Origin of the sequence: Halobacillus andaensis (genome assembly GCF_014636475.1) — a bacterium.
Classification (GTDB): Bacteria; Bacillota; Bacilli; order Bacillales; family Halobacillaceae; genus Halobacillus_A; species Halobacillus_A andaensis.
On record NZ_BMEL01000001.1, the window covers coordinates 1,115,346 to 1,141,288 of the forward strand.

Below are 25,943 nucleotides of genomic sequence, written 5' to 3' on the forward strand. Positions count from 1 at the left end.
ATCTTTAAAATGCGGTCCGTTAACAAAACATAAATAAAAATTTACTCTTTCACACTACTGTCCGAATCTGGATTATGTAAGGAAACGACGCTTATTACATAATCGCCCCCAAATACTAAAGACTCAATGTCGAGATAATTTTTAACTCCAAAATATAACTTACTCCCAATTCTGTTTTACACAAATCAAAAGAAACCCCAACGGAAAGATTGTCTTTAATAAAGTAGGAGCCTAACTCCGCGGCTCCCACTGTTGATCATATAATGCCCAGGGTACTCCGCCCAAGGCTCCGGTGTGCTAGCAGTATCGGTTATTCATCACCTTTTATGCAGGAAGGAAGAGATAGATGACAAATTTTGTTCGTAATACATAAATAGGAAACTACTCCGAGTCCCCCATCGTTGAAATCTTATACAGCCATTAACAGATCTTCAGACTAAAACTCGTTTATTTAGCCGCGCATCATGGGTTTTAATATTACTATTTTATATTTAGCACTATTCCTTATTTAACTCACTTCTTTTTTCATTTTGTCTGTGTAAGTAGCATGCATACTGGATCATGTTCTTAGCAACATCCATTTCGAATCTAAATAAGGCAGGGACACCTGGACGCCAGTTGACTTCAAAAATCCAGATTTTCTGGTTTGAATCAATTCCTATATCGATTCCTAATTCATCGAGAGGCTCCTCATACAATCCATCAAAGTGACGGGAGAATTGCAGGGAAAATTGTTCTAAAGTTCTTTTGACATCGTAATATTTCTCATCAAATTCATTTTGTAGTAATTTTTCAAATTTAGTAGAGTAGCCTCCTTGCCCTAAGTTAGCTATCACTCCCTTTGAGGCAACCCTTGGATAAATGGTACCCACTTTCCATTGGCCTTCTCCGTCCTTTTGAGTGTGCAATCTAAAATCGTAGGATAACCCGTTTTTCAGTTTGCACTTAATAAAGGGTTGAGCTAAATAGCCGCCTTTTTCGATTAAGCCATTGATAAACTCTTTGAATTCTTTTTTCGACATAACTTGCTTTAACTGGCTTCGAAAAACCGTATACTGTTTTTTACTTTTTTGTACATACGAAATATCATTCCCTTGGCAACCGGAAGAAGGTTTAATAATGAGATCAGAGTATTCCTTAAACAGGTCTTTGATCTCACTGAATTTAGTGAGACGTGTGGATGGTATCAAATAGTTTGAAAAAGTTTGACCTTTTTTAATTCGATTGTATACACTCATTTTGTCGCCAATGGGATTACTTGTAAACGGAATACGTTGTCGTAGTTCCTTCACGATGACTTCCTGTTTTGGGGTCATCGGTGAGCTTGAATTGTAAATCACGTCTGGGAAAGGGACCATAACTTCTTTCCACTCCCCTCTTTCGTAAACCCATCCAAGGATGGTTTCTTCTTTAAGGTTTACCCTCCCAGGGGAAAAAAAGAAAAAGTCAGCTCCTTCCATTTTGGCAGCTGCAGCATAAGCATATGATTTAAATACAGTTCTTGGATCATCACGGTGGGAAAGCATTCCAACGCTAGTCATATCATTCTTCCTTTTTCTCTAAATGAAAGTATAGTTCTTTAGCGGCATTAAGAGCGTTCACTTTAGCTTCTTTTGCAGTCTCGCCTTTTGCCATAACATAAGCATATCTCTTCCCCATTGAACTAGGAGGCTGCAAAAAGGTGCCTTTCTTTGGTTTAATATGGACTTTTTCCACTCCTGGACACCTTGAAGCACGTTTACGGCCTGTTATCTTTATTAAATTTCCTGACGATTCAACAGTTACGTAATGAGTGTAAATATGTTCTTCCCATTGCCTTGTTAAATTAGGTGTTTGTCCCAAATAGAGCCGAATAGTTTGCTCAACTAAGTCGATGCCATAAGCCTTCTTTATCATTTCGTTCATCGCCCCTCCGGAGATCCGTGGGTTGACTTCGATTAGCTTCCACTTTCCTTTAACCAACCTCAACTCTAAGTGACACGCCCCCTCTTTGATATTAAAAAGTTGGATAATGGAGGTTATATCTTCATACAAACTTCTACAAAAACCCTCTCCCAATTGTGGTTGGATGGAATAACCTGTAATAACAAAAGGATTATACTCCGAAAACTCTTGCTTTATGATAGCGACAATATGAACCCTTCCTTCGTGGATTAACGTTTCCACTAAGTATTGAGGTCCCTCCAAGTATTCCTCTACCAATATAGGTCGACCTCGATGTTTCTTTAATATTTCAATGATAGCGTTTTCTAACTCCATTTGATTATTGGCTAACATTACATCATTTGACCCCGTAGATTTTGGGGGTTTAGCAATCCATTTTCCTTCTTTATGTCTCTTTAAAAATGCAGGGAGTGAATCTTCAGGATGAAATACATCAAATGTTGATGTAGCGACTCCTTGAAGAACACAGTGAGTTTCAATCTTATCTTCCATTTTCTTAATAGCTTCTGTAGAAAAGGAAGACAACTTCCATTCATCCGATAATTCCGCCGCGATTCGGACATAAGATTCAAGAAAACTTAAAATAGCCACAATTTGCTTACCTTGATGCTGAAGCTCCAACATACACTGAATGACATGTTCCTTAGTGAGATCACTGAGCATCATGACGTGAACATCTGGAAAATCTTTTCGTTGACTTAAAAATTTACTTTGATTGGTTAAAAGTACAGTTAAATAGCCCAATCGTTCAGCAGCTTTAATAGCTTCACGACTTGAACCCGATTTGTTTGTTCCTATAAAAACCATGGTCTGCATGAATCTTTAGTTCCTTTCTATATCATTTATCACCATACAATAAGTGATTAATCCTTTATATTTTTATTAAATGCAAATACAAAATTAATGTTCATCTATTGAATTAAAAGAGGTTACCGCCCTATGTAGAAAGGTGTTCATAGAAATAAGTTGGGTTAAACTTCAAAGGTTTAAAGATTATTTCCGACACAGACCTTACACTTACAGCCTAAGTAAAGATGCCCATACAAAATAATCTAAAATACATAAAGTAGATCATACATGAAAAGTAGCACTACACGTTTAGAATGCCCCCATAAAAGGTGCCTTGAGGAGGAATGCTGGTGTGATTGAAGATTTTTGTCCAATGTGTGGTTGTCAGATCGGATGTTTTGCCAGTGATCATCATCGACATGATATTTCATCAGACCCCTTTAACAATAAATTATCCAAAGAAGGTGTATGCTCGTGCCCTGGTCAACTTCCAAAAATATTATGTGACGGATCTTCTGGAGACGATCTAATCCTCTTACAAGAATTAAAAAACAGGCTACAACAGTTGATCGGGTTTGAAGTTGAATTTTTATTGAAGAATAATGAAAAATTACGTGGCGAAGTACGTTCTGTAGGAGAGAATTTTGTAGAAATACTTGTGAAAGATAAGGAAGCCCTGTTGAATGACTATAACGAAGATAACAGTTGTGTAATCGATAATGATAAGTAAAGAATATGGTACTTAGAATAAAATGACTTGAGGAGGAAAGTTTGATGGTGAAGAATTCACATCTAAATAAAAAATTTCGAGTTCCCCCTGAACCCTACGTTATTCTATTACTTAAAAACGGGCTTCCTTTTCGAGGAGTGGGACTCGATAAAAGAAAAAAAGCGTTTGAAACCATTATTTTTAAATTTGAAAAGCACCTTAAAGAAAGGGGATATATCACTCTTAGTCCTGTTCATCCCCTCCACCCTTCTACTATTGTCATTCCAACCTTTGTTTCCTTAACCTCTATATGCGGGTGGCAATGGATTTCCGAAAGACAGCTCCAATCATTATCAACATATGAAAAATCAAAAGATCAATTTAAAGGTAAGAGTTACTCTCTTGTAAATAACCGTACGGACTTTATGCATAAAGGACCTTACGGGTTATATGACGGGCCGATTATAGCAAAACTTTCAAGGAAGAAAAGCGACCTTATTTGTAGGATGGAAGGAAATGACCCAGAACTTTCAACGAATATAAGTAAGCAGGAGTGTCTCTCCCCCATAAGTAAAGTTGATGAATTGCTGACTATGATCCCCTTAGATGCTATTTTAGATGTCCGCAAAGTCAGCTATTAAGCCTAAACGAAATATATGGATAGAAAAGCTTGCTCAGCCCTTCTATCCGTTAGGTATTTTTGAGAATGTGTAACATCAATAAATTCAATCTAGTCTAACCGTCTATAAAGAGATAAATATACATGGTCTTTATAGTACGCAAAACACCTAGCTTTTTTATGATTCCATTAATTGCTCCCGTTCCCTAATCAATTTCAAGTCCGCTGCATCAGCCTCCTAGTCCTGATCTCAACCTCCTTTGCTTCGATTCTCTCCATTTTATGAATCATCATAAATAGGCAGCAACACAACATCCTCATTTCCTCTGAAGCGAAGGCAGGACATCCATGATGACTAAGAACTTCCTTTATGATCCACTTCTCTTCCTCTCGAATCCATCGAAAAAACAGGATACCTCCCGAAAAATGCACTTAACGTTGTAAGCCTGCACTTCTCTGACGCTCCCCTTTACAAAAGAAAAAGGATACCCTCATATTAAAGGTATCCTTTTTCTTTTAGGCTGGTATTAATTTCCGGTTCAGAAGATACGATTAAGGAATCTAGCACCTCCATACCAGCTATGGTTTCAGCTTCACGCAAACGCTGCGTAACGGCAATAGTTATTCAGATTAGCGGACTTAAAGATCACTCTCGGATGAACGATGCTGGTATTAAATGATCCGACATGTGCCCGATGTATTCAAGCACATGACACTCGATCATCATCCCCGGTAAATTTACTGGCCAAATCAGGAGCATCTTCAAGAGAGCGAATAATAGTACAAGCCAATAAAAAAAGTATGATTAAAAACCCATAACTTTCTTTTTTTATATGGGAAGATTAAGATAGCTCTATTTATCATCGAGGAAATAGTTTCTCGATGAAAGATAAATAACTCCACACATGAAATAGTGTGGAGTTTACTCGTTTACTCGTGTTTTCTTGCTTCCTTTTCCTCAGAAACTTGTATGACCGGTTCATCCCACGGATGGTTCGGGTAGATCCCTTCTTCAATTACCTTTCTCAATAACGCTTCATCCCTAGGAATAGAAAATTCTATACGAAATGAAGTGACTGTCGTTTTCTCTCCTACCTCTCCCTCTGTAGGAACCGACTCATCTGATGGAACAAACTGCTCCATTCCATCCTTTGACTGCCACATGACGTTTCTGTAATTCCCGACTTTCAAGTCATCAATGGACAAAATCCCCTGCATTACTAAATCCACATATTCTGGAACGACAAATGTTTTGACTCGGTAAATATCCACGAATTTCAATCACATAACCTCCCTTATCTTCATTTAATCACTAGCATTATCCACGATGACGAAAATTAGTATTTATTTTTAAAGGCTTGTCATTTACTTTTCCACACTTAACGTATTTTATTGTCATTTACTACTCTACTGTGCCCGGTGTGATGAATAATTAATAACCCCTATGTTATGGATTTGCCCCCGATAGGTGAAGACTCGACTTCAAGATATTATATCCGAACTACCAATTGAACTCTTAACCTTGGAATGTATAAGGAGCAGATGATTTAAGCAAACTCTCTACCCCACCAGCATGGTAAGGCATTAGTTGGTTTGCGGTATTTATATCCAGCCACTTAATATCATCTATTTCATCTTTATGTATTATTTGTATAGCCCCTTCTACAATTTTCGCTTTGTAAGTAATAAATAGAGCATGATGGCCCTTGCTTTCAAAAAACGCTTCATTTACAGCGACTATGTTTTCAGTTTTTATTGTTAAATTTGTTTCTTCCTTACTTTCTCGCTTTGCTGCTTGTTCGAATGTTTCACCTTTTTCAACAGCACCGCCAGGAAGAGACCAACCACTACCTTTATTCTTCACCATCAAAACTTTCTGTTCAATTTCATTAAAGATAAAGGCATAAGCTACGTCGACTCGTTTCACTTTAAATCACTCCTAGTTAGTACATTTTATTCCGGCTAAATAATGATTGTTTATATTCAGCAAACGCCCCCTATTCTGGAACACTCGAAATCAAGATAATCTTACTAAAATGCGCTCATCCTTTAAAAGAGCTCATAAAGTTTACTTTCATAAATCTTTACTTACAAAATGAGTGGGCTTTCATAAACTATTACATACCTTTCAATTTGTTCACATAATATTATGGGACGACTTAGAATCTCTAACTGAAAGGGGAAATCATCTTGATCAGAGAATTGAAATTTTTAGTGAATCGTAGAATTCTCTTCACATTAGCAGTCTTTATCCTTCTTTACTTGAGTGTCACTTTGTTCAGAGCGCCTAATTTCACATTATTTGAACCGGTTGACTTTTTCACTCTCCATCTTGAAGGTCTTTTGCCAGCATTATTTCCATTACTTATTGTGGGTGTATACCTTATTCCTTCTGTGAAAAAGCAAATCCTTAATAATGGGTTGCCTATTAAAAAACGTCTATTATTAAATTCATATTTTTTCTTTTTACTTTCTTTTTCATTCATTTTCTTGCCTTTTCTTTTTGCATTTTACATTGATCCTCACTTAAGTATTGTAGATTATACCGTTATGAAAAGCTTTGAAAGTCCTGACAGTCACACTTTTAGTCAGTTAATGGATTATGGAACAATTACTTATGGGGTCGTATATTCTAGTTGGGTTGCTATTAATACAGTTATTTATGCTTCGCTCTCGCTACTATTACTAACGAAAATTAATAAGATTTTAGCTTTCTTCTTGCCTTTTCTTATTTATTGGGGAGCGCACATCCTTACAGCAAACCTATCATTAGAAGTTTTCTCACCGATCTATAGTGTTTTTCCATTTAACATTACACAGCAGCCTATATGGACGGCGTTTATTCCTTTTGCTGGTTTGATCATTATCATTTTAAGCCTCACCTTACTTATCCCTTACACAAGAAATAGCACTTTTGCTAAATTTCAATAATGAGTTTGCAGACGTTTTCCCTAGGGGGAGACGTCTTTCTTTATGAGCGCTTATAGAAGAATGTTCTCGGAAAGTTGCTTATTGAAGAAAAGCCCCCGATTATTAAAGAATTGAATTCGAGATAGTCATATTAAACAAAATTCATCTTAAACCCTATTTATAACTGAAACTCATCCTTTATCTTTAATGCCACTTCTTTCGTACTTAATAGTGTATTATTAATTTTTATGTAATTATCCCTATCTATTTCTCCCTCTCTAGAAGTTAAACGTAGCCTATCCATTGACGCTACTAATCTCTGCTCAGATTGTTCAATATTTCTTTTTGATGGCTTGTGTTCAAGGCGGTTAGGTGTTTTATTTCGTATCAACCTCTCTGCCAAATCTGCTTCTAATTCCACAAAATAAACTTCTGCTCCTTTAGATTTAAATATGTTGGTTATCCCTTCTACTAAATTCCAGTCCTCCTTATGATTAAACGCCCATACAAAAGTGAATACCAACCCATAATTATCTGTTTTAGAATAGGCTTCAAAAAACTTTTCTCTCATGAGGTTCGATAAATCCCACATTTCTGAAGTGAAACCAAAGTAAGGTTGTAGAAATTCAATGGTCATATGGTTATGAAATAGTTTTAGTTCCGTAGCTTTCTCTAATTCTTGACCCACAGTCATCTTTCCAACTGCTTGTGGTCCGAATATCAATACCAACTTCATAGTCTCCCCCCAAATTCTTTTTTCTTGTAATATCACCATATCCAGCATAGTCTTTCAAAAAATTCCCCCCTCCATTATAGAGGTTCTATAATCTTTCTCGTTCTCCTCTATTGCACTCCTTATACATACGATACCACCCTATTTTAGTTTCAAATATGGCTGGTATCTCGAAACTGAGTCTTCCACAAACCTGCCCTTATATTGAATACTTAATTTCTAGATAACTGACCGTTTATTGAATATCTTTTTTTCATAATAAAGATTAAGCTTCATCCATGATACTTAGTCTGGATACAAAAAAGACTGGTCAAAAATCGACCAGTCTTCAACTTACAATTCCGCCTGCAAGACAATATCACCTTCAGGCTGTTCATTATTAGGCTGGGGCTCTTTCGTCACGGCAATCGCATCCCACGATTGATCATCTTCTTCATTCATTTCAAACGTTACCGCTCCGTTCCCTTGATCGTCAGTTACAAATGCACCGGCTGGAACTGGATTTTGTCCCTCAATAAGCCAAACTTGATAGACTTGATCTTCTTCCAGCTCTTCCATTTCTTGAACTTGGACGAGTAATTCATACCCTGTTTCGCGTTGAGTCATCGTAGCTAATCCTCCTCCACCAAATTCTTCTGTCGGTGACAGTGAGGCTCTCTCGAATGGGGAGGCAGTCGCCAGTTCATTTCTGTTTTGTTCATCCTCTAATTCAGATAGAGCTACCTGGATGTCAGACAATGTGGATTCTAGGTTTTCATTATCAGAAGAAAGCTGCTGCAGCTGTGTTCCTAGCAAGACGTTAGCTCCAATCGATAGAAGCAGTCCGGCTGCCAATGCACCTGTCCACACTTTTGAAAGGGGGGCAAAAGATTTCTTCGATGGTGTAACCGTATTGGTTTCGGATGTTTCCTCTGCAAAAACTTGATGAAGAACTCTCTCCTTCATCCCTTCAGGGGGATCAACTTCTTCTATATGTGATGAAACGTCTGCCATCATGCCTTCGATTTCATTTACTTCTTCCCGGCATTCTGCACATTCTTTTAGATGCTGTTCAAATTCGATTCGTTCTTCTTCCGTTAACTGGTCATTGATATAGTCAAGAACCCATTCACATTTATGATCTTTCATCGTCGATCCCCCCTTCCTTTTCCAAGTTTTCTCGTAATTTCTTTAACGCCAGTCTTACTCTTCCTTTTACCGTGCCTAGTGGGATATCACATTTCTCTGCAATTTCTCTCTGTGACATTCCCTGAAAATAAAATAAGCAGATCATTCGCTGCTGAGAGTCAGGCAAGGTATGTATGGCTTTCCTTAATGCATCGCGTTCTTCTTTATCTTCAATTTCCTTTTCTACACCTGGCAGGTCTTCATGAAGAGAATCACGATTGTGCCATTCAACCTCTTTTACTTTCTTTTTCCGTAAAAGGTCGATGGAGCCGTTTCTAGTAATCGTTAAAAGCCAGCTTGAGAACTTGCCGCGTTCTCTCACATACGTGCCAGCTCCTTTCCCTCTCCACAGCTTCAGAAATACATCCTGCATCACCTCTTCAGCCATTTGAGTATCTTTCGTAAATCGATAAGCAAATGAATACAATAGTTTTTCATAGCGATCATACAGCAATTCCAATGCTTCTTTATCTCTTGATTGAATTCGCTCGTATAATTCGACGTCCGTTGGTTTATTCATTGAGGAATCCCCTTTATCAATAGTACCCATAGTATATAATAATTCATGGAAAGATTCTTCGTTTGATATAAAGCTTACGTAAAAAAATGAAGATTGGATGTGTATTTCCTTATAAAAATTTTCATGCAGTAAAAGGCCGGGACAAAACTAAAGCCGGGATTTCAAAAAATACACGAAGATCATTAGCGTAGTCAAAACACGCAGACTCCTGTGGGAACAGCGCGAGTCGAAGATCCCGCAGGAAAGCGCTCTTTGCTTTCCGAGGAAACTGAGGCCGTGCCCACGGAAAGCGGAGTGTTTTGACGGAGCGATGGTGGGGAGTCTCATTAACATAAATAATCCGAACTGATTTCTCCAGAATCGTTCGGATTATTTTATGTTTTATTTAGTTATGTCCCGGTCTCGAGCTGTTATTTTAGATCATCCTTAGGTAATTCAAATAAATCTTCAATCTCGCTGAACTTATTGGCCAGGCGTCCTAAAGGCCGCAGCTTATCCAGATTAACTTTATAACCTTCTTCATAATAGTCATCCTGGATATGATACATCACCATTTCACCAATAACTAAATGATCGCTCCCGAGCTTAACAATTTGATCTAACTTACATTCCATCTGGATAGGCGCTTCCTTAATTCGCATCGGCTTCACTTTTTCACTGGCGGCAGGAGTGAGTCCGGCTTCAACAAATTCATCGACCTCACTGGGAAAGTTCTCGGACGTTTTTTGTACTTCATTGCCTAAAGGCGTGGAAGATATATTAATGACAAATTCCCCGGTAGATCGAATGTTTTCTAACGTATCTTTCACCGTCCCTTTTCGTTCCCCTACCCCCGGTCCTACAGAAATACATAACATAGGTGGTTTTCTGGAAGCGACGGTAAAAAAACTGTAGGGAGCGATGTTCATCACGCCCTCAACAGATTGAGTAGATACCCAGGCAATCGGCCGTGGTACGACCGAGCCGGATAACAGTTTATATACATGATTCGTTTCATGTTCTGTTGGATCAAATTTCATAGTTTTTCAGGATCCTTTCTTCACAAAATTAATGTACGTATTGCTTCTCTTTTTTCATCTTATAAAGCCGGCTTAGCAACAGCATAACGATCACCATAATGCTGGAGATCATTAACCATCCAAAGGTATATCCAGCGGTTTGATCAACTATTAAACCGAATAGAGGCGGCAGCGAAATTACACCTAAAGATCCTAGTGTAATACTAAACCCGCTCGATAGACCAGCCTGTTCTTTTGGAACAAGTTCAGAGGCTAAGTTCATCCATATTCCGTTAAACCCCGAAACAGAAAATCCAAAAAGGAAAAATAAAGGAATCAACAAGCCATAAGGTGTGCCGTGAGGAATGAAAGCAACGACTGCACTTGCGAATAAAGTGATCGTTACAATGATCGCCATCACCGTCAGCCTCTTTCCTCCAAAGACGCGGTCACTAATCACACCCCACCCGATTCGGCCAAGGGATCCGCCAACCTCTGAAACAACTAATAACAGTCCGGCCAGTACGAGATTGATCCCAATCTGTTCATAGGTGAATAAGACGAGGTACGTATTTAAACACATTTGAGAACCGTTGATCCCCATTGCACTTAGACTAATTAATAGTAAAGGCTTATTTTTGGCCATGGCCGCAATGGAGGAAAAAGTTGATCCAGATGCAGCTTTTTCAGGCTTTTGCTTTTTCACTTCTACAGGATCTCTATAAAGGAAGTATGCGATAACCCCCGCTGCTAGTAACGCAACACAGGCAATTAAGACAACAATTCTCCATCCATATGTTTCAGCTAGAGGTAGTAGCAAAATAGCAGCCAATGCAGAACCAAAGGTAATCCCCATCTGCTTGATCCCCATCGCCGTACCTCGCTGCTTCTGGTCATACCAGTAAACAATTCCTCTATTCGTCGTAGGGTGCATCCCTCCATAACCAATGCCGCCAATCATAATAAGTAACAGAACAAATAAAAATGAGGTTTGAAAGGTCATAAGTAAAAAGCTAATCCCTAAACATAAGGAAAGCACCAGCAATAGCGGCCTTGAGCCAAAGCGATCAGCTAAGAAACCTGTAGGAATTGAAGCCACCGCCTGCCCTAGAAATAAGGCAGACGGCAGCAGACCCACCTGAGCTTTTGTTAATTGTAAATCTTCTTCGATGAGGACGCCAAGCGGTCCCAGGCTTCTGCCGATAAAAGCGACCATAATTTGTGCCATTAAGAGCCATAAAAGCATACGCCAGGGCTTGTATGTGCGAGAAGGCGCTATATCCAAGGCAGAACTTCTCATTCCAATTCATCTCTTTTCTATGAAACTACAATCCGATCACTTGTTTCGCTTCTTCCTCTTCTACTACAGAAACACTCATCACAAGACTTCCAACTACACAGATAATCAAATTGATGAGCAGTCCCCACAGTCCATTTGCTACACCTAGATACGACCAACCAAAGATCGTCATAACCGAAGCTACAATGGTTCCAGACAGCATGCCGGTAAATACTGCTTTCGTGTGAAGACGGTTCCAATAGAGTCCTAGAATGAGGGCAGGGGCAATTTGAATAAGCACTTCAAACTTTAACACAAATATTTGATAGAGCGTACCCGGCGGAAACCATGCCACAAGAATAAGAATACCTACAGCTGCGACTCCAACTAATTTACCTACTAATAGTTTCTTACGTTCTGAAGCATTTGGATTGATATAACTTCCATATAAATCATTCGAAATAATCGAAGAAAATGTAAGCAACACTGAATCAGCTGTAGAAACAATAGCCGCGATCACTCCACCGAACAGGAGAACCATTGCCCAATAGAAAATAACGTTCTGACTTGCTACTGCACTTGCCATCATTCCTACAAGCTGTTCCGATTCTGCGGTAGATAAGTCAGGGAACGCATTAATTCCAATAATCCCAATGATAAATACTACACCAGCTGTTAAAAAGGGCATCCAGGCCATACGACTGAATGAACGCTTTAATGTCCGTTCATCTTTTGCAGCAAAAATCCGCTGAATCGCATGAGGATAGACAGCTGCACCTATACCAATTAGAACGAGTAAACTAAACCAGTTAACGACACCAGGACCATCAGGTACTCCTAATTTTTCTGGAGAATACGCCTGCATGTAATCCGCTGACGTGGGTAAACCACCAAAATAAATAATTGAACCGATCAGGAGCATAAATACACCAAAGAGGAGCGCAATCCCTTGCATGGTATCCGTGTAAGCAACAGAGCGCATTCCGCCAAGCCAGCCGTAGATCAACATAATAATGACGAAGAATACTACACCCACCTGATAAGGTACAGTCCCGCCTGTTAAACCATCTACACCTTGTCCAATGGCCACAAGTTGTTCAAGCAAGTAGTTTCCTAGACCATACAGCATGAGGAGAGAGGCTAGAATCGTGACTCCTTTTGATTTAAAACGCTTCTCAAACCACTGGGCTGGAGTAATTAGGTTATATTTTTTCCCTAAAGAGTATAATCTAGGAGCGAATAATAGATAAGCCATAATAATCATAATAAAGAAAGGAACAGAGACTAAGTACTCGTATCCAAGCCGATAAGCAGAGGGAGGATAGCCAACTACTGTATTCCCGCTGTATTGCGTGGCAAAGAAAGTGAAAAACAAAACCATCACACCAAGACCTCGTCCACCAAGGTAATATTCATCTAAACTCTGGTGTATATTACGATTACGTAAAAACGTAATGACTCCTACACTAAGCATGATTAATCCATATACTAGTAGAATCACAATTCCTGACCAACCTGAAAATGCTAATTCCATCGTTTATTTCGCTCCTTTCTTTTCTGCTTCTTCTTCCTCTTCTTCAAGCATCCAGTGGTACTTTAAAACGTAAGAGAGGAAAGCCGACAATAACACCGAAGCTATAATAATGATGACGGCCCACAGCGGAACTCCATAAACTAGAATTTCACCGAAACTTTCTGGAAAATACCACGGATTCACCATTGCGAATAACAATCCGAGTACAATCCAAATCTTCCCGTTCTTAATTGGCTCTTTCTTTGCCTTTTTCATTTCGTTTCCTCCTTTTCACTCTTTGGCATTTTACTTTTGACTACGATACTGGATACAAGTCTGAGATTTTCCCTGCTTTCATGACTTGTCCCGGCACTTCATGATTCAAAATCGATTCTAAGTATTTGGATGTCTCAATTAATTCATCTAAATCAACGCGCATGTCGTAATCCATAAAAGCCAGCATATGCACAAGATCTTCGGTGCAAATATTCCCAGTAGCCCCCGGTGCAAAAGGACAGCCGCCTAACCCTCCCAATGAAGCATCGAACCGATCAACCCCTGCTCGTATTCCTTCCATTACATTGGCTAATCCCATTCCTCGCGTATTATGAAAATGCAAAGTAATTGGCAGGCGTGGCCAGCGGTTCCGTACTTTTTCGCATAAATGATAGACCTGCTTCGGTGTGGCCATCCCAGTCGTATCGGCTAATGTGATTCCTGATACACCAAGTGTAAGGTACTGTTCGATCAAACTCAGTACTCTTTCTTCATCAATGGTGCCTTCAAATGGACAGCCAAATGTCGTCGCAAGTGTTCCGTTCATTTGTACATTCGTCCCGCTTAAATAAGAGGATATATCCTTAAAGTTTTCAAAAGATTCATCCGTCGTTTTACGTACATTCTTCCTATTGTGAGTCTCACTCACTGAAGCGACTAAATTCACTTCATCAGCTTTACATTCCAGTGCACGCTCTGCCCCTTTGATGTTAGGAATCAATGTCGTATAAGTTACGCCACGTTGCCGGTCGATCCGTCTCATTACTTCTTCTGCATCTCTTAAATTCGGGACGGCTTTAGGAGATACAAAGGATGTAACTTCAATTTTGTCTACGCCGGTTGAGCTAAGCTTGTTTATTAATTTTACTTTTTCATCTGTCGGGACAAATTGGTCTTCGATTTGAAAACCATCTCTCGTCGCTACTTCTTGAATATAAATCCGCTCCACAACTTCTCCCTCCTTTTATATAATCCCTTTATCTTTTAACTGTTGAACTTTTTCTTCATCATAAGTAAGCCACTTCTTCATCACTTCCTCTGTATGCTGACCAAGTTCCGGCCCCAGCCATTTCGTGCCTCCTGGTGTTTCACTCATTTTCGGTACAACTCCAGGAATTTTGAGATCTTCCTCGTCATTAAGTTTGAAGTTTTGAATCATTTCACGGCTTAAGTAATGAGGGTCTTTCACGATATCTTCAATACTGTATATCGGTCCTGCAGGTACTCTCGCTTGATCCAACACCTCAAGCGCATACTCAAAGTTCACGGTCTTTGTCCAATTTTCTATCGTTTCATCTAGAAAATCGGCATGTTGAGCTCTGCCGCTGTTGCTCTGAAAACGTTCATCTTCAGCCAGCCCTGGATAGCCAATGGCTTCCATCAGCCTTTTGAAAATGGCATCCCCGTTTCCCCCAATGACGATATACTTCCCATCCTTACATTGATAGGTATTGGACGGTGCAATACCCGGCAGAGAAGAGCCTGTTCGTTCCCTAACTGCTCCCAACTTGTCAAACTCAGGGAGAGATCCCTCTAATAAGCTGAAGACGGCTTCATAAAGTGCGACGTCCACCACCTGCCCTTTACCCGTTCCATTAACGTCCCGATGATACAGTGCCATCATCGCCCCGATTACGGAGTACATCGCAGCTAAAGAATCTCCAAGGCTCACTCCTACTCTCGTAGGCGGCAGCTCTGGGTGACCAGTAATATGGCGAATCCCACCCATCGATTCCCCAATGCTTCCAAAGCCAGGTTTATTACGATAAGGACCGGTCTGACCGTACCCAGATACACGCACCATCACAATCCCAGGATTGACTTCCTTTAATTGCTCATAACCTAAGTTCCATTTTTCTAAAGTGCCTGGACTGAAGTTTTCAATGACGATATCACACTGCTCAACGAGTGATCTTACGAGATTCTGGCCTTCTTCACTTTTTAAGTTGATCGTGATCGACTTTTTGTTTCTTGACTGCAATCTCCACCAAAGGGACGTGCCATCGTAAATATGTCTCCATTCCCTCAGGGGATCTCCTTTTTTTGGAGGCTCTACTTTAATAACATCCGCTCCAAATTCGGCCATCAACCTTCCTGCAAAAGGCCCGGCAATAAGGCTCCCCATTTCTAAAACCTTCACACCTTCTAAACTCTGAACCATTTCTATCCCACCTCTTCTTTCTGAAAGCGCTTTATTATGATTAGAAAAATTAACTCCCTATTATCGGAAGTCCTTTTGGATACAACTAATATCAAAACTTTCTGAATCTTGCTACAACAATAACATTTTTGTATACAATAGTTCAATATATCATAGCAAAAATTTAATTTTAGGGCTAAATAACCTATACTTTGTATACAATAGATGTTCAAGATTGAAGTTTACTTACTTTTTTGGATACAATTATAAACAGAGGTGTTGTCTAATGAACGCATACGAATCGATAAAGAAATCAATTTTACACGGAGAGTACCCGCCCAAGATGCGATTAACTGAGGAATACTTAGCAAGCCAATTAAATTTGAGCCGTACACCTATTCGAGAAGCATTGAGGCAGCTTGAATCAGAAGGGTTGATCGTATCGATGAAACGCGGAGTTTCAGTGCGGCATTTTACAAAACAGGACATTGAACAAATATATGACTTGCGGGTGTTATTAGAAGGTTACGCAGCCGCTCAAGCAGCTCTCCATCGTACAAATGAGGATTTAAAAGAGATGAAACAAGCGAATGAATTATATGAAAAAGCGATTACCTCCTACTTTGACTCAGGTAACACAACGATTGATAACATCCTTGAAATCAATCAGCAATTTCACGATTCCGTCATTAAAGCTTCTCAAAACCAACACATCCATTCTCACATGTCAAAAGTTGTAGTTGTCCCTCTTATCTTTCGTTCCTTTTACTGGTTTGACGAATACCAGCTCCGCCACTCCTTGGACGTCCATAAAACGATCCTAAAAGCTATCGAACAGCAAGATACGGAGCGCGCCCGTGCTGCTATGCATGAACATATTTATCATGGACGCGACCAGGTCATCTTCCATATGGATGAAATCGATCATCACTATACGTTGTGACAGCCGACGTAAGGGTACCAGGTACCGAAAAGCTGTAAAAGAGAGAAATGCCAAGTGTGAATTTCGGTACCTGGTACCCAAGCGACGATTTAACATTAAAAATCCGAACTGATTTCAGTGAAATCGTTCGGATTATATTATGCCTTATACTGTTTTGTCCCAGCTTATTATTGTTTATTATACGGCAGAGGAGCCTCAGGAGATATTAGTTCTCGATCAAGCAATTCCCTCCAAAACTCGTTTGGAATCACAGTATCAAGAGCAGCCTGGTCCTCTTTAATTCTCTCAGGACGGCTGGCTCCTGGAATAGCTGCGGCAACAGCCGGGTGGGCCAGCGTAAATTGAAGAGCTGCTGCCTTTATACTAATGTTATGGCGCTGTGCTATGCTCTTTAGTTTCTCAACTCTCGCGATCATTTCCTCCGACGCTTTCTGATACTCAAAGTGACTTCCTCCTGCAAGAACCCCTGAATTGTAAGGGCCCCCCGCAATAATGCTCAAACCTTTTTCGTTAGCATTAGGGAGTACACGCTGTAATGCTTTCTCATGATCCAATAATGTATAGCTGCCGGCCATTAGGCATAGATCTGGATTTGCTTCTTCGAGTTCCATAGCGATCTCTATCGGCTCGACACGGTTTACACCTAATCCCCAAGACTGGATCACCCCTTCTTCGCGCAGGCGAGTAAGCTCTCGAAACGCTCCCGTTCGTGCCGTTTCGAATTGAGCCAGCCATTCATCACCGTGGAAGTCCTGCGCAATATCATGCACATAGACGAAGTCCAAACGATCTGTCTTTAACCGTTCTAGGCTCTGCTCAATTGAACGGAGAGTGGCGTCCCCACTATAATCAGTGACCACTTTATTGTTACGGCCGTGTTCAAACAATTCTCCCTTTGATGCTTCTTCCTTTTCGTCTACCATATATCTTCCAACCTTCGTACTGAGCACATAATCGTCTCGGTTACGGTTTGATAAAGCTTCCCCAAGACGAATCTCTGCCAGCCCTGCACCATAGAAAGGAGCCGTGTCAAAATAACGAATGCCATGATCCCAGGCTGCATTAACTGTAGCCATCGCTTCTTCTTCCGGTATCTCGCGGAACATATTACCTAAAGGAGCCGTACCAAAGCCGATTTTTCCCTGTATGAAATGTTTCATATTTATAAACCTCCAGTAAGTTAAATAATGGATAACCAACCATCACCATTTATTTAACCTTTACGGTTCAGCATGAAACGTTTTAACAGGCAGGAAGGTACTTATTTTGAATGCTTCACTTTCGAAAAGCCGATGAAATGGCTATGATGAAAAGTATAAAAAAAACGAGACCTACCCCAATTAAAATATCGATTAAGTTCACAATAACCCTCCTTTAATCACGCTAAGGCTCACACAGTCATCTCATGGGAATTGTTGTAATAAACAAGAGGTTATAAATTTCAGGTTGTCTGTTTTCTACTTTATCTTATTAATGGGAAAGGAGAAAAATGATGGAGCATGTAAAAGTGGTGGCGATCAAAGGGCTGATAACCATTGTAGGTCTTTATTTGGTACTCGGATTGACTTTTGGAGTCTCATTCATGACCATTTTAGCGATTGCCTAATAACGTACTTTCCATTCCAATGAACAAGTATTTCCATACAACATAAGGAACCCATTCTTCCGCAGCTTCAATTGGATAGTGCAGGGCTCCCATGTTTACTCTTCGTCTCTTCATGAAGAAGATGAGTTCTCGCTTCATACTCTGGCCATCGATCGTTAAAGGATTACGAGATTCTAAGTTTAGAAAGTAAAACTGGATAAATCTTTTACGATTTCATCTCACTTATTGACGCATGAATCAATCGCTAATAAAATGTGGTCACATTTCAGAAGAAGGTTTTTATGAAATGAGCACCATTTTTTATAGATTAGAGGTATGTGTTTTGCTATATCGTTCCTTCGTTTACCTGATGGGAATGTTTGTTAACTTCTTTGGCGTAGCCCTATTAATAAATGCTACCTTAGGAGCTGGTTTTTGGACCTCCTTTTTTATAGGAGTGACTGACCATCTTGGCTATACTGTAGGCTTCTGGTACGGGACCTTTCAGCTCATCATTATATTTGTTAATGCCGTATTAATGAAACAGAAACCCGAGGCAAGGGCAGCGATACCCGTTCTGCTGGAGAGTTTAATCTTAGACTTTTGGTTAATATTGGTTTTTTCCCATGTCGATTTATCGTCAGCCTCTTATATTATACAAGTTTCAGCCCTGTTAACAGGCGTAGCCATCATTGGATTAGGAGTGGCCCTATATATTCTGCCGCAATTTCCACGGGCGCCCGTCGACCAATTGTTTTTAGCTGTCAGTGCTCGTTTTAACTTAAGTATTCAAGCCGGTCAAACCGTGGTAGCAATGATCATGACTACGCTTGCTTTGATCGTAGGTGGCCCTGTTGGATTGGGAACGATCGCGCCTATGCTGTTCCTGGGACCAGTTATACAGTTTTGCTACACAAGAGCCTATCCACTGTATTACAAGCTTCACCCTCAAGGCAGCACAGTTTATCAAGAAGCGATTTAAGTCTTCCTCATTTTGAGGAAGACTTTTTTATGCAACCCAAGATTCAGCTCTTATTCCTACTCAAATGTTGGTTTCCATGAAAAATATTTAACAAAGTATTCCTCGCAGGAACTTGAAACCTATCATAATTCAGTACAAATTCCTTATCATCATAGTTCACTTCTTTTACATGCCACCTTTGTGGTCCATTCTATCAAAAAAACATCGTAGACTTATAGTTACAAATAGAAAGGCAAGCAACTAAGGAAGGTATTGCTGTTGAGCATTACAAAAAGGAACTTCCTAATAGTGGAAGTTCCTTCTCTTATCCTTTACCGTCCTTGTTTATTTACAATCTACTTATTTAAGGTGGGTACTATTGTTTTCAATTCAATTAACTCCTCGATTACTATATCAGCCTGAGAAAGTTCATCTTCTCGGGCAAAATCAAAATTACATCCTATGGCCACTAAACCATTTTCCTTAGCCGCGTTTATATCAGATAAGCGATCTCCAACTACTGCAGCATTTTTTATTCTATATTTTTCAATAATTGTCCTAACTAAATCTGCTTTATCTAGCGTTTGTATTTGTTGAATGCTAAATGTTTCAGTCACCCACTGATCCAATTGATAATAACGAACAATCGCTTGTAAATATTCCGTTAAACCATTACTTGCTATGTAAATGGAATACTTATTCTCTTTTAAATAACTAAAAACTTCCTCTACATGAGGATATAAAGCACCTTTTCCACTGCTTATATTCTCGATTAAACGTTCGAGAAAATAGGCATTCATTTGTTCTCTTATCTCATAGGAGTGATTGGGTAATAAAGTTTCCCATACTTTCGGTAAAGGGACACCCATAATCTCCCGGTATGTTTCTATAGGCGGTACTGTATCCCATTGATTAAGACTCCTTAGATGATCAAACGTATCAGTTAAAGATAATTCCAAAATTTCATCTGTTTGAAATAGTGTTCCATCCATATCAAAGATTAGTGCTTGAGACATTGTTTTACTCTCCCTTTTAAAAAACTGCTTCCCTATCGAAGTTTAACAGATAAGCAAGATGTGATTTTACTACTTAGTGTATAAAAAACGTAAGGATTGAAAAACTATCACGAGGTGATAGAGATGGCTTTTATTATTATTGTAGGTTTTGTTCTTCCATGGATTACTGGGATTTATTTATATAGGAAAGCACCGAAAATCTTTTTTACGACGGCGCCCATTACCGCCTTGATTGCAGTTATCTCGAACCAGTCAGGTATTCATATAGGGTTTTGGAAAGTTAACCATATGCCATCCGTTATGCTGTTAGATTCATTATTTTTAGACTTAGGAATATTTACCTTAGCCGGAGCCTGGTTTACCTATGCGCTGGTCTACAAAAACATTAACCCCTTTTGGGTGTACAGTTTATTTATTGGAGGGATGACATGTTTAGAAGGTTTAGCCCTTTTAAAAGGAACACTATCTTACGATGAATGGTCCTTGTTCTACACATTTTTGATGTATGTAGGAGGTTTTCTTGTCATTGGAAGAATTTCAAAATTATTAATCAAGCTTAACGTTTTTCCATAACCATTACTATAACTTAAGCACACGAAACCAATGTCACCTACATTGTACACAATTAATCTTCACCTGACTTAGGGGGTCAAGATTTCTCTTCACTAATTGACCTTACCCCTTCAAAACTTAAGGACACAATTTCTTCAATTTTGCGAATAACTCCTTGTTACTTTTTTTATTCACAGCACCATTATTTTAAAAACTTAGCTGATACGCGATCCAACACCTCCAATTAAGCCTTCCAAATAACTGCCCTTAAGTTGAATATATTTCAGCCCGTTTTATCGCCTATTCATGCTCTTTGCGCATGTACTCAAAATATTCTTCCGACTTCCCTTTTGGAATACTTAAAGTATGCCATTCTTCCCCTTTTAGAAGCTTTCCTATATAAACAATTTGACCGATATGTGAAGCATAATGAACCACCTGACGCTCGATCGCATCAATCACGGTATGGTTTTCACTTCGGATTTTTACGTGGTTTGTTAAATCAGCAGGCCTCAGATTATTTAATGTATCGAAGAGGATCTCCCAGCCTTCTTCCCACACTTCTATCAGTTCTTCTTTTGAAGATATGGTGTTTATGAACTCCTGGTCTCGGTTTCGATTCGGTTTCTCCCCATCAGAAGTAAAAAAATCAATCCAGCGAGATTTCATGTTTCCATTTAAATGTTTGACGAGCACGGCTATACTGTTTGACGCATCATTCATATACCACTGAATTTCTTCTTCGGATAGCTGGGTAATTGTCTTTTCCCCAAGTTCTTTCACACTATGGAATCTTTCCTGAACGACTTTTAAGTACTCTTTTTCAACATTCATAAGAAACCTCCTTTAAATAGTAGAAACGTTTAAGAGTAAACTTCGATATTTACTCTAGCGTTTCCTGCTTAGCGCGTAAGCTCATTAGCTGGATATCATTTTTCCATATGTGATAGGATAAGAACATTGAATATTCTTACACATTACTTTTTTAGCGCTTTCCCCCGTTGCACCATTAAACCTACATCATTATAATGAAAATATTACCTAGAATTGAGGAGGAACTGTGATTGCCTATCAACATTCCAAAGAACTTACCTGCTGGTGAGGTCTTAGCCAACGAAAACATCTTTATCATGGACGAGCAGCGGGCGATCACTCAGGACATTCGCCCTTTAAATATATTGATTTTAAATTTGATGCCTGAAAAACAGCGGACAGAAACGCAGCTGCTCCGCCTTCTTAGTAACTCTCCTTTACAAGTAAATGTTGAATTTCTACATACGGCCAGCTATGAATCAAAAAATGTAAGCAAGTCGCACTTGGAACAGTTTTATAAAAACTTCGACCAAGTGAAAGATCATCGATACGATGGGATGATTATTACAGGAGCGCCTGTGGAAAAGTTAAAGTTTGAAGAAGTTTTTTATTGGAATGAATTAACGGAGATCATGGAATGGACAAAAACCCATGTGACTTCTGTGATGCATATTTGCTGGGGCGCCCAGGCGGCCCTGTATTATCATTACGGCATTGATAAATTTCCGCTGAATCAAAAACGTACAGGTGTGTTCACCCATGACCTTCTTCACCCGGATATTCAGCTGGTCAAAGGGTGGGATGATGAATTTCAAGCACCCCATTCCCGTCATACAGATGTTTCTGAAGAAGAAATTCTCTCTCATGAGGACTTGATTCTTTTATCAACCTCTAAAGAAGCAGGACCATTTACAATTCAATCCAAAGACGGAAAGCATGTAATGGTTACAGGACACGTAGAATATGACGCAGCAACACTAGGTGACGAATACCACAGAGATAGAAACAAAGGTCTTAAACCTGATATTCCCTTTGATTACTATAAAGACAACGATCCAACGAAGAAGCCATTGAACCGCTGGCGGTCCCACGCCTATTTGATGTTCTCCAATTGGCTCAACTACTATGTATACCAGCAAACGCCTTATGCTTGGAAATAATGAAACTTTAGCGGGTCAGCCCTTATTTTTAGAGGGCTGACTTTTTTGTAGAAGCCATTTTAAAAAAGGAGGATCAAAATTAGATTTTTCAGAAAAATATATATTGACCATTTCCCAAAAATATAATATTATAAAATTACAGTTAACGAGTTGAAACTGTGCTCTAAAAACGAGCTTATTATACTCCAAAGGGGAGTAGCTAACAGTTATGTCGACATTACGTGATACTTTTATCACCGGCTTAACTGGCAACATTACGTTGTTTGCGAGACCTTTGCCAATTTTGGTAAAGGTTAGATATACGATTTCTCAAAACCTTTACCGAATTGACGGTAAAGGTTTTTTTATATGCTAAGGAGGAGAACCACCTTCAATTTGTTGTAGATTCTGAATCATTATTACCACAGAAGAGATTCACAAGTTCTTGTGAATCATGCCACCCGTTTACCCATGCAGTTAAAAAATAAGTAGGAGGGCTTATCAATTGATCAATAGGGTATTGAGTATTTTAAAAATCGGCACACCACGAGTGGATCTCGTGCTCGACACGCAGGAAATAGTGCCCGGAGAAAAGTTATTTGGAGCCTTCCACCTGTATGGTGGATGGAGAACTTGTAAAATTAGACGGCTCGAGTGTGATTTAGTTATCACTAACCTAAATGAGAAAACACAGGTTGTGGAACCTATCAAAACTGTACTGATGTCGCAGGTCATGAAGCCTAAAGAACGAAGAGAAATTTCATTTCATTACTGCATTTCTTCTAACGAGATTCCTCTCCGCTCAGAATATAGATACCATTTAAAAACAAGGGTAGTATTTGAGAACAATGTGAAGACGTTTGACCATGATGAGCTTACCGTCGCTAATTAATTTAAATATAAAAATAAGGGAGAAAAAAACAAATTGGACGTTACTTTATTGATGGAATATGGATGGGTACTACTTATCCTAATTGGATTGGAAGGAATATTAGCTGCAGATAACGCGCTTGTTATTGCGACTATGGTGAAACACTTACCAGAAGAAAAACGGAAAAAAGCTTTATTTTATGGTCTGGCCGGGGCTTTCGCTTTTCGGTTTGGTTCATTGTTCATCATCTCTTATCTCGTCCATATATGGCAGGTCCAGGCAATTGGCGCTCTGTATCTATTAGGTATAGCAGCCTATCACCTATTGAAAAAGCATGTACTAAAACCTAAACGAAAGAAAACTGAAGAGATTAAAAAAAGTTCGGGTTTTTGGATGACCGTAATAAAAGTAGAACTAGCTGATATTGCCTTTGCTGTAGACGCCATCTTAGCCGCTGTAGCTTTAGCCGTTACTCTTCCGCATGCTAATTTACCCGAAATCGGTGGTTTAAATGGCGGTCATTTTGTTGTCGTTCTTCTTGGAGGAATCATAGGGTTAGTGATCATGAGGTTTGCGGCTGGCTACTTCGTTGGGCTTCTTGAGCGACGACCCGGCCTTGAAACAGCTGCCTATCTTATAGTGGCTTGGGTAGGCGTAAAACTCGCTGTATACACTTTAGCCCATCCAGAGCTTGGGATCTTAGCTGAAGGCTTTGCTAAAAGTGTACCATGGAAAGTCATCTTCTGGTCTGTTCTTCTTTCGATTGGAATTGGCGGCTGGTTCTTATCGAAGGAGAAGCCTGAGCAATTACCGAAACCAACTGCAGCAATCTCCACTAAATAAGCTGGAGCAGTACGAGTCCTATGGCCAACAGGAAAGCAGTTTTTGCTTTCTGAGGAGACTAAGGCCGTGCCCGCGGAAAGCGAAGCATGTTAACGAAGTGCCGGAAACCCAGCATGCTAAATACGAAAGACCCGATCAAATTTGAATGATTTGTTCGGGTCTTTCTAAGTTATAAACTCTTTTGGCCCAGCCTTGTTTTACTATGAGTTCAACCTTTCTTTCAACAAAACATTCAAAAGCAAAACAATATTGGAGGAAATAGAGACATTTACCAATCGTTATATGAGGATAATGTTTGACAGATATGTTAAGGTAATTCCATGCCTTAAGCCGAGGAGAATAAATGTGGATTTACTACCGTTTATGAAAGATGAAGGATATACAGAAGCTCAATTTACTGACTTAGACGGAAAGGATTGGAGCCTTCGCTTTAAAGATATCCATTCGAATGAACAGTTGTTTCACCATCTAAGAATCTTGCCATCGTCTATTCAATATTTTCCTTTAGAGCGCCAGCCCTATATTTATTTTATTGAAAAAGAGAAGACAATCAAATGTCAATTGTTTAAAGTATAAGGGCTATTTTTTGAAAAGGTAAGTTCGTAAGCATTGGCAGGTTTTCCTCTACGATTGGAGTTTTTTATGTTTACCCTTAGTGATATTCCTATGTTTTTTGTTAACTTCTTTTTAATTCTGCCGATTGTCACCTTAGTGCATGAAGCTGGGCATGTTGTGATCGCACGATTATTTGGAGGTAAAATAAAGTTTTGTATTGGTACTGGAAAAACGCTCTTTCATATTGGGCCCCTTGAAATTAAGAAAAAGTATTTTATGGAAGGTTTCTGTCAGTACGAATCTTTGCAATACAACAAAACATGGGCTCATGTTTCGATTTATTTAGCCGGAAGCCTGTTTAACTTGTTCGTCATTTTGATCATGAATTATTTAATTACGATTGATGTATTGCCGGCTACGTTGTTCTTTTACCAGTATGCTTACTTTTCGATCTACTTTATTTTCTTTTCCTTATTTCCTTACCGAAATGATGATGGGAAACCAAGTGACGGAATGGCTATACACGACGTGATCCGTTACGGTAAAGCAGCTGATCCCATTGATTAAACAAACGCTCGCCGTAGAGTGAATATTTTAACAATTGCATTCTTCCCTTGCACCTGTCAGACTAGGGAATGATTAATAAATTGAAAAGAACTGCAGGTGATCATATGATTGAAGTAAGAACTTCTACAATCACTGATGATGAATCAGATAAAGGCGTATTTGCCACCCGTAATATTGCAAAGAACGAACTTATTCACGAAGCCCCTGTGCTTCCTTATCCTAATGAGGAACACAAGCATATAGAAAAAACGTACCTTGCTGACTACGCATTTGAGTACGGTGAGCACCATACCGCCTTTCTTTTAGGTTATGGCATGATGTTTAATCATTCGTATCAGCCAAATGCAGACTACCGAATTAACTTTGACAACAACTCGTTTGACTTCTACGCCTATACTGATATAAAAGAAGGCGAAGAAATCTTGATTAACTATAACGGTGAGGTTAACAACGACGACCCTTTATGGTTTAACAAAGAAGAAGAAAACGCTGAATAGCAGC

General features: G+C 39.4%; 29 protein-coding genes. 12 read left to right on the forward strand and 17 right to left on the reverse strand.

All coding sequences use genetic code 11. From position 1 onward, the window contains the following. Nucleotides 1-497: 497 nt before the first annotated feature. Entirely contained in the window at nucleotides 498-1,541 is a 1,044-nt protein-coding gene (locus IEV27_RS05785) for a YheC/YheD family endospore coat-associated protein (RefSeq protein ID WP_188376484.1), read from the reverse strand. Nucleotide 1,542: 1 nt separating this feature from the next. Beyond that, on the reverse strand, nucleotides 1,543-2,760 hold the full coding sequence (locus IEV27_RS05790) for an ATP-grasp domain-containing protein (protein ID WP_188376485.1): 1,218 nt from the start codon (nucleotides 2,758-2,760) through the stop codon (nucleotides 1,543-1,545). 325 nt (nucleotides 2,761-3,085) lie between these two features. Between IEV27_RS05790 and IEV27_RS05795 the strand changes: the two genes are divergently transcribed. Both IEV27_RS05795 and IEV27_RS05800 read left to right on the forward strand, forming a co-directional pair. Then, nucleotides 3,086-3,463, forward strand: a complete 378-nt coding sequence (locus IEV27_RS05795; protein WP_188376486.1) for a hypothetical protein — start codon at nucleotides 3,086-3,088, stop codon at nucleotides 3,461-3,463. A 44-nt stretch (nucleotides 3,464-3,507) separates the two neighbouring features. Then, nucleotides 3,508-4,083 (forward strand): hypothetical protein, encoded by a 576-nt coding sequence (locus tag IEV27_RS05800; protein ID WP_188376487.1) that lies wholly within the window; start codon nucleotides 3,508-3,510, stop codon nucleotides 4,081-4,083. Nucleotides 4,084-4,991: 908 nt separating this feature from the next. Here the strand turns inward: IEV27_RS05800 and IEV27_RS05805 are convergent. Beyond that, nucleotides 4,992-5,342, reverse strand: coding sequence for a YqfO family protein (locus IEV27_RS05805; RefSeq protein WP_188376488.1), 351 nt, complete (start codon nucleotides 5,340-5,342; stop codon nucleotides 4,992-4,994). A gap of 235 nt (nucleotides 5,343-5,577) precedes the next feature. Then, on the reverse strand, nucleotides 5,578-5,988 hold the full coding sequence (locus IEV27_RS05810; RefSeq protein ID WP_188376489.1) for an NUDIX hydrolase: 411 nt from the start codon (nucleotides 5,986-5,988) through the stop codon (nucleotides 5,578-5,580). A 263-nt stretch (nucleotides 5,989-6,251) separates the two neighbouring features. Between IEV27_RS05810 and IEV27_RS05815 the strand changes: the two genes are divergently transcribed. Beyond that, a complete protein-coding gene (locus tag IEV27_RS05815) occupies nucleotides 6,252-6,992 on the forward strand; it encodes a hypothetical protein (protein ID WP_188376490.1) in 741 nt (246 codons plus the stop codon). 157 nt (nucleotides 6,993-7,149) lie between these two features. Here the strand turns inward: IEV27_RS05815 and IEV27_RS05820 are convergent, their stop codons facing one another. The 9 genes from IEV27_RS05820 to IEV27_RS05860 all read right to left on the reverse strand — a co-directional run bounded on the left by IEV27_RS05820 (nucleotide 7,150) and on the right by IEV27_RS05860 (nucleotide 15,618). Beyond that, nucleotides 7,150-7,707, reverse strand: coding sequence for a DEAD/DEAH box helicase family protein (locus IEV27_RS05820; protein ID WP_188376491.1), 558 nt, complete (start codon nucleotides 7,705-7,707; stop codon nucleotides 7,150-7,152). A 330-nt stretch (nucleotides 7,708-8,037) separates the two neighbouring features. Then, nucleotides 8,038-8,832: an anti-sigma factor gene (locus tag IEV27_RS05825; protein WP_188376828.1), complete on the reverse strand. Its 795-nt coding sequence runs from the start codon at nucleotides 8,830-8,832 to the stop codon at nucleotides 8,038-8,040. Beyond that, nucleotides 8,819-9,391 carry an RNA polymerase sigma factor gene (locus tag IEV27_RS05830; RefSeq protein ID WP_188376492.1) on the reverse strand — a complete coding sequence of 191 codons (573 nt, stop codon included), beginning with the start codon at nucleotides 9,389-9,391 and terminating at the stop codon, nucleotides 8,819-8,821. The genes IEV27_RS05825 and IEV27_RS05830 overlap by 14 nt, the downstream gene beginning before the upstream one ends. A 410-nt stretch (nucleotides 9,392-9,801) precedes the next feature. Further along, nucleotides 9,802-10,410 carry a flavin reductase family protein gene (locus tag IEV27_RS05835; RefSeq protein ID WP_188376493.1) on the reverse strand — a complete coding sequence of 203 codons (609 nt, stop codon included), beginning with the start codon at nucleotides 10,408-10,410 and terminating at the stop codon, nucleotides 9,802-9,804. 28 nt (nucleotides 10,411-10,438) lie between these two features. Beyond that, nucleotides 10,439-11,689: an MFS transporter gene (locus IEV27_RS05840; protein ID WP_188376494.1), complete on the reverse strand. Its 1,251-nt coding sequence runs from the start codon at nucleotides 11,687-11,689 to the stop codon at nucleotides 10,439-10,441. Nucleotides 11,690-11,714: 25 nt separating this feature from the next. After that, the gene (locus IEV27_RS05845) at nucleotides 11,715-13,202 is read right to left on the reverse strand and encodes a sodium:solute symporter family protein (protein WP_188376495.1); all 1,488 of its coding nucleotides are present in this window, start codon (nucleotides 13,200-13,202) and stop codon (nucleotides 11,715-11,717) included. A gap of 3 nt (nucleotides 13,203-13,205) precedes the next feature. Beyond that, nucleotides 13,206-13,457, reverse strand: coding sequence for a hypothetical protein (locus IEV27_RS05850; RefSeq protein ID WP_188376496.1), 252 nt, complete (start codon nucleotides 13,455-13,457; stop codon nucleotides 13,206-13,208). A gap of 40 nt (nucleotides 13,458-13,497) precedes the next feature. Next, entirely contained in the window at nucleotides 13,498-14,406 is a 909-nt protein-coding gene (locus tag IEV27_RS05855; protein WP_188376497.1) for a hydroxymethylglutaryl-CoA lyase, read from the reverse strand. 15 nt (nucleotides 14,407-14,421) lie between these two features. Continuing rightward, nucleotides 14,422-15,618, reverse strand: a complete 1,197-nt coding sequence (locus IEV27_RS05860; RefSeq protein WP_188376498.1) for a CaiB/BaiF CoA transferase family protein — start codon at nucleotides 15,616-15,618, stop codon at nucleotides 14,422-14,424. Nucleotides 15,619-15,883: 265 nt separating this feature from the next. Here IEV27_RS05860 and IEV27_RS05865 point away from each other — a divergent pair, with 265 nt between their 5' ends. Beyond that, nucleotides 15,884-16,540, forward strand: a complete 657-nt coding sequence (locus IEV27_RS05865; RefSeq protein WP_188376499.1) for a GntR family transcriptional regulator — start codon at nucleotides 15,884-15,886, stop codon at nucleotides 16,538-16,540. A 167-nt stretch (nucleotides 16,541-16,707) separates the two neighbouring features. Here IEV27_RS05865 and IEV27_RS05870 read toward each other — a convergent pair whose 3' ends face one another. Beyond that, the gene (locus IEV27_RS05870; RefSeq protein ID WP_188376500.1) at nucleotides 16,708-17,700 is read right to left on the reverse strand and encodes an aldo/keto reductase; all 993 of its coding nucleotides are present in this window, start codon (nucleotides 17,698-17,700) and stop codon (nucleotides 16,708-16,710) included. A 431-nt stretch (nucleotides 17,701-18,131) separates the two neighbouring features. Further along, entirely contained in the window at nucleotides 18,132-18,284 is a 153-nt protein-coding gene (locus IEV27_RS05875; RefSeq protein ID WP_188376501.1) for a hypothetical protein, read from the reverse strand. 184 nt (nucleotides 18,285-18,468) lie between these two features. Between IEV27_RS05875 and IEV27_RS05880 the strand changes: the two genes are divergently transcribed. After that, nucleotides 18,469-19,107 (forward strand): YczE/YyaS/YitT family protein, encoded by a 639-nt coding sequence (locus IEV27_RS05880; protein ID WP_188376502.1) that lies wholly within the window; start codon nucleotides 18,469-18,471, stop codon nucleotides 19,105-19,107. 335 nt (nucleotides 19,108-19,442) lie between these two features. Here IEV27_RS05880 and IEV27_RS05885 read toward each other — a convergent pair whose 3' ends face one another. Then, nucleotides 19,443-20,102, reverse strand: coding sequence for an HAD hydrolase-like protein (locus IEV27_RS05885; protein ID WP_188376503.1), 660 nt, complete (start codon nucleotides 20,100-20,102; stop codon nucleotides 19,443-19,445). A gap of 123 nt (nucleotides 20,103-20,225) precedes the next feature. Here IEV27_RS05885 and IEV27_RS05890 point away from each other — a divergent pair, with 123 nt between their 5' ends. After that, nucleotides 20,226-20,675, forward strand: coding sequence for a hypothetical protein (locus IEV27_RS05890; protein WP_188376504.1), 450 nt, complete (start codon nucleotides 20,226-20,228; stop codon nucleotides 20,673-20,675). A gap of 279 nt (nucleotides 20,676-20,954) precedes the next feature. Here the strand turns inward: IEV27_RS05890 and IEV27_RS05895 are convergent, their stop codons facing one another. Further along, a complete protein-coding gene (locus IEV27_RS05895; protein WP_188376505.1) occupies nucleotides 20,955-21,488 on the reverse strand; it encodes a DUF1572 family protein in 534 nt (177 codons plus the stop codon). Between the two features lie 230 nt (nucleotides 21,489-21,718). On the opposite strand from IEV27_RS05895, the gene metA reads away from it, so the two are divergent. The 6 genes from metA (at nucleotide 21,719) to IEV27_RS05925 (ending at nucleotide 25,939) form a co-directional block, all read left to right on the forward strand. Beyond that, complete coding sequence (metA, locus tag IEV27_RS05900) at nucleotides 21,719-22,627, forward strand: homoserine O-acetyltransferase MetA (RefSeq protein WP_188376506.1); 909 nt, start codon at nucleotides 21,719-21,721, stop codon at nucleotides 22,625-22,627. Between the two features lie 484 nt (nucleotides 22,628-23,111). Then, a complete protein-coding gene (locus IEV27_RS05905) occupies nucleotides 23,112-23,498 on the forward strand; it encodes a sporulation protein (protein WP_188376507.1) in 387 nt (128 codons plus the stop codon). A 33-nt stretch (nucleotides 23,499-23,531) separates the two neighbouring features. Beyond that, on the forward strand, nucleotides 23,532-24,320 hold the full coding sequence (locus tag IEV27_RS05910; RefSeq protein WP_188376508.1) for a TerC family protein: 789 nt from the start codon (nucleotides 23,532-23,534) through the stop codon (nucleotides 24,318-24,320). Nucleotides 24,321-24,665: 345 nt separating this feature from the next. Continuing rightward, entirely contained in the window at nucleotides 24,666-24,896 is a 231-nt protein-coding gene (locus IEV27_RS05915) for a hypothetical protein (protein ID WP_188376509.1), read from the forward strand. Between the two features lie 66 nt (nucleotides 24,897-24,962). Further along, nucleotides 24,963-25,442, forward strand: coding sequence for a site-2 protease family protein (locus IEV27_RS05920; RefSeq protein ID WP_188376510.1), 480 nt, complete (start codon nucleotides 24,963-24,965; stop codon nucleotides 25,440-25,442). A gap of 104 nt (nucleotides 25,443-25,546) precedes the next feature. Continuing rightward, nucleotides 25,547-25,939 carry an SET domain-containing protein gene (locus IEV27_RS05925; RefSeq protein WP_188376829.1) on the forward strand — a complete coding sequence of 131 codons (393 nt, stop codon included), beginning with the start codon at nucleotides 25,547-25,549 and terminating at the stop codon, nucleotides 25,937-25,939. The last annotated feature ends 4 nt before the right edge of the window (nucleotides 25,940-25,943 follow it).

Bases quoted from the DNA above. Each gene is read 5' to 3' on its own strand.
- IEV27_RS05840 (WP_188376494.1), bottom strand. From the start codon at position 11,689: ATGAGAAGTTCTGCCTTGGATATAGCGCCTTCTCGCACATACAAGCCC.
- IEV27_RS05875 (WP_188376501.1), bottom strand. From the start codon at position 18,284: ATGAAGCGAGAACTCATCTTCTTCATGAAGAGACGAAGAGTAAACATG.
- IEV27_RS05865 (WP_188376499.1), top strand. From the start codon at position 15,884: ATGAACGCATACGAATCGATAAAGAAATCAATTTTACACGGAGAGTAC.
- IEV27_RS05885 (WP_188376503.1), bottom strand. From the start codon at position 20,102: ATGTCTCAAGCACTAATCTTTGATATGGATGGAACACTATTTCAAACA.
- IEV27_RS05860 (WP_188376498.1), bottom strand. From the start codon at position 15,618: ATGGTTCAGAGTTTAGAAGGTGTGAAGGTTTTAGAAATGGGGAGCCTT.
- IEV27_RS05790 (WP_188376485.1), bottom strand. From the start codon at position 2,760: ATGCAGACCATGGTTTTTATAGGAACAAACAAATCGGGTTCAAGTCGT.
- IEV27_RS05800 (WP_188376487.1), top strand. From the start codon at position 3,508: ATGGTGAAGAATTCACATCTAAATAAAAAATTTCGAGTTCCCCCTGAA.
- IEV27_RS05820 (WP_188376491.1), bottom strand. From the start codon at position 7,707: ATGAAGTTGGTATTGATATTCGGACCACAAGCAGTTGGAAAGATGACT.
- IEV27_RS05835 (WP_188376493.1), bottom strand. From the start codon at position 10,410: ATGAAATTTGATCCAACAGAACATGAAACGAATCATGTATATAAACTG.
- IEV27_RS05890 (WP_188376504.1), top strand. From the start codon at position 20,226: ATGGCTTTTATTATTATTGTAGGTTTTGTTCTTCCATGGATTACTGGG.
- IEV27_RS05845 (WP_188376495.1), bottom strand. From the start codon at position 13,202: ATGGAATTAGCATTTTCAGGTTGGTCAGGAATTGTGATTCTACTAGTA.
- IEV27_RS05895 (WP_188376505.1), bottom strand. From the start codon at position 21,488: ATGAATGTTGAAAAAGAGTACTTAAAAGTCGTTCAGGAAAGATTCCAT.
- IEV27_RS05785 (WP_188376484.1), bottom strand. From the start codon at position 1,541: ATGACTAGCGTTGGAATGCTTTCCCACCGTGATGATCCAAGAACTGTA.
- IEV27_RS05920 (WP_188376510.1), top strand. From the start codon at position 24,963: ATGTTTACCCTTAGTGATATTCCTATGTTTTTTGTTAACTTCTTTTTA.
- IEV27_RS05825 (WP_188376828.1), bottom strand. From the start codon at position 8,832: ATGAAAGATCATAAATGTGAATGGGTTCTTGACTATATCAATGACCAG.
- IEV27_RS05850 (WP_188376496.1), bottom strand. From the start codon at position 13,457: ATGAAAAAGGCAAAGAAAGAGCCAATTAAGAACGGGAAGATTTGGATT.
- IEV27_RS05830 (WP_188376492.1), bottom strand. From the start codon at position 9,391: ATGAATAAACCAACGGACGTCGAATTATACGAGCGAATTCAATCAAGA.
- IEV27_RS05870 (WP_188376500.1), bottom strand. From the start codon at position 17,700: ATGAAACATTTCATACAGGGAAAAATCGGCTTTGGTACGGCTCCTTTA.
- IEV27_RS05925 (WP_188376829.1), top strand. From the start codon at position 25,547: ATGATTGAAGTAAGAACTTCTACAATCACTGATGATGAATCAGATAAA.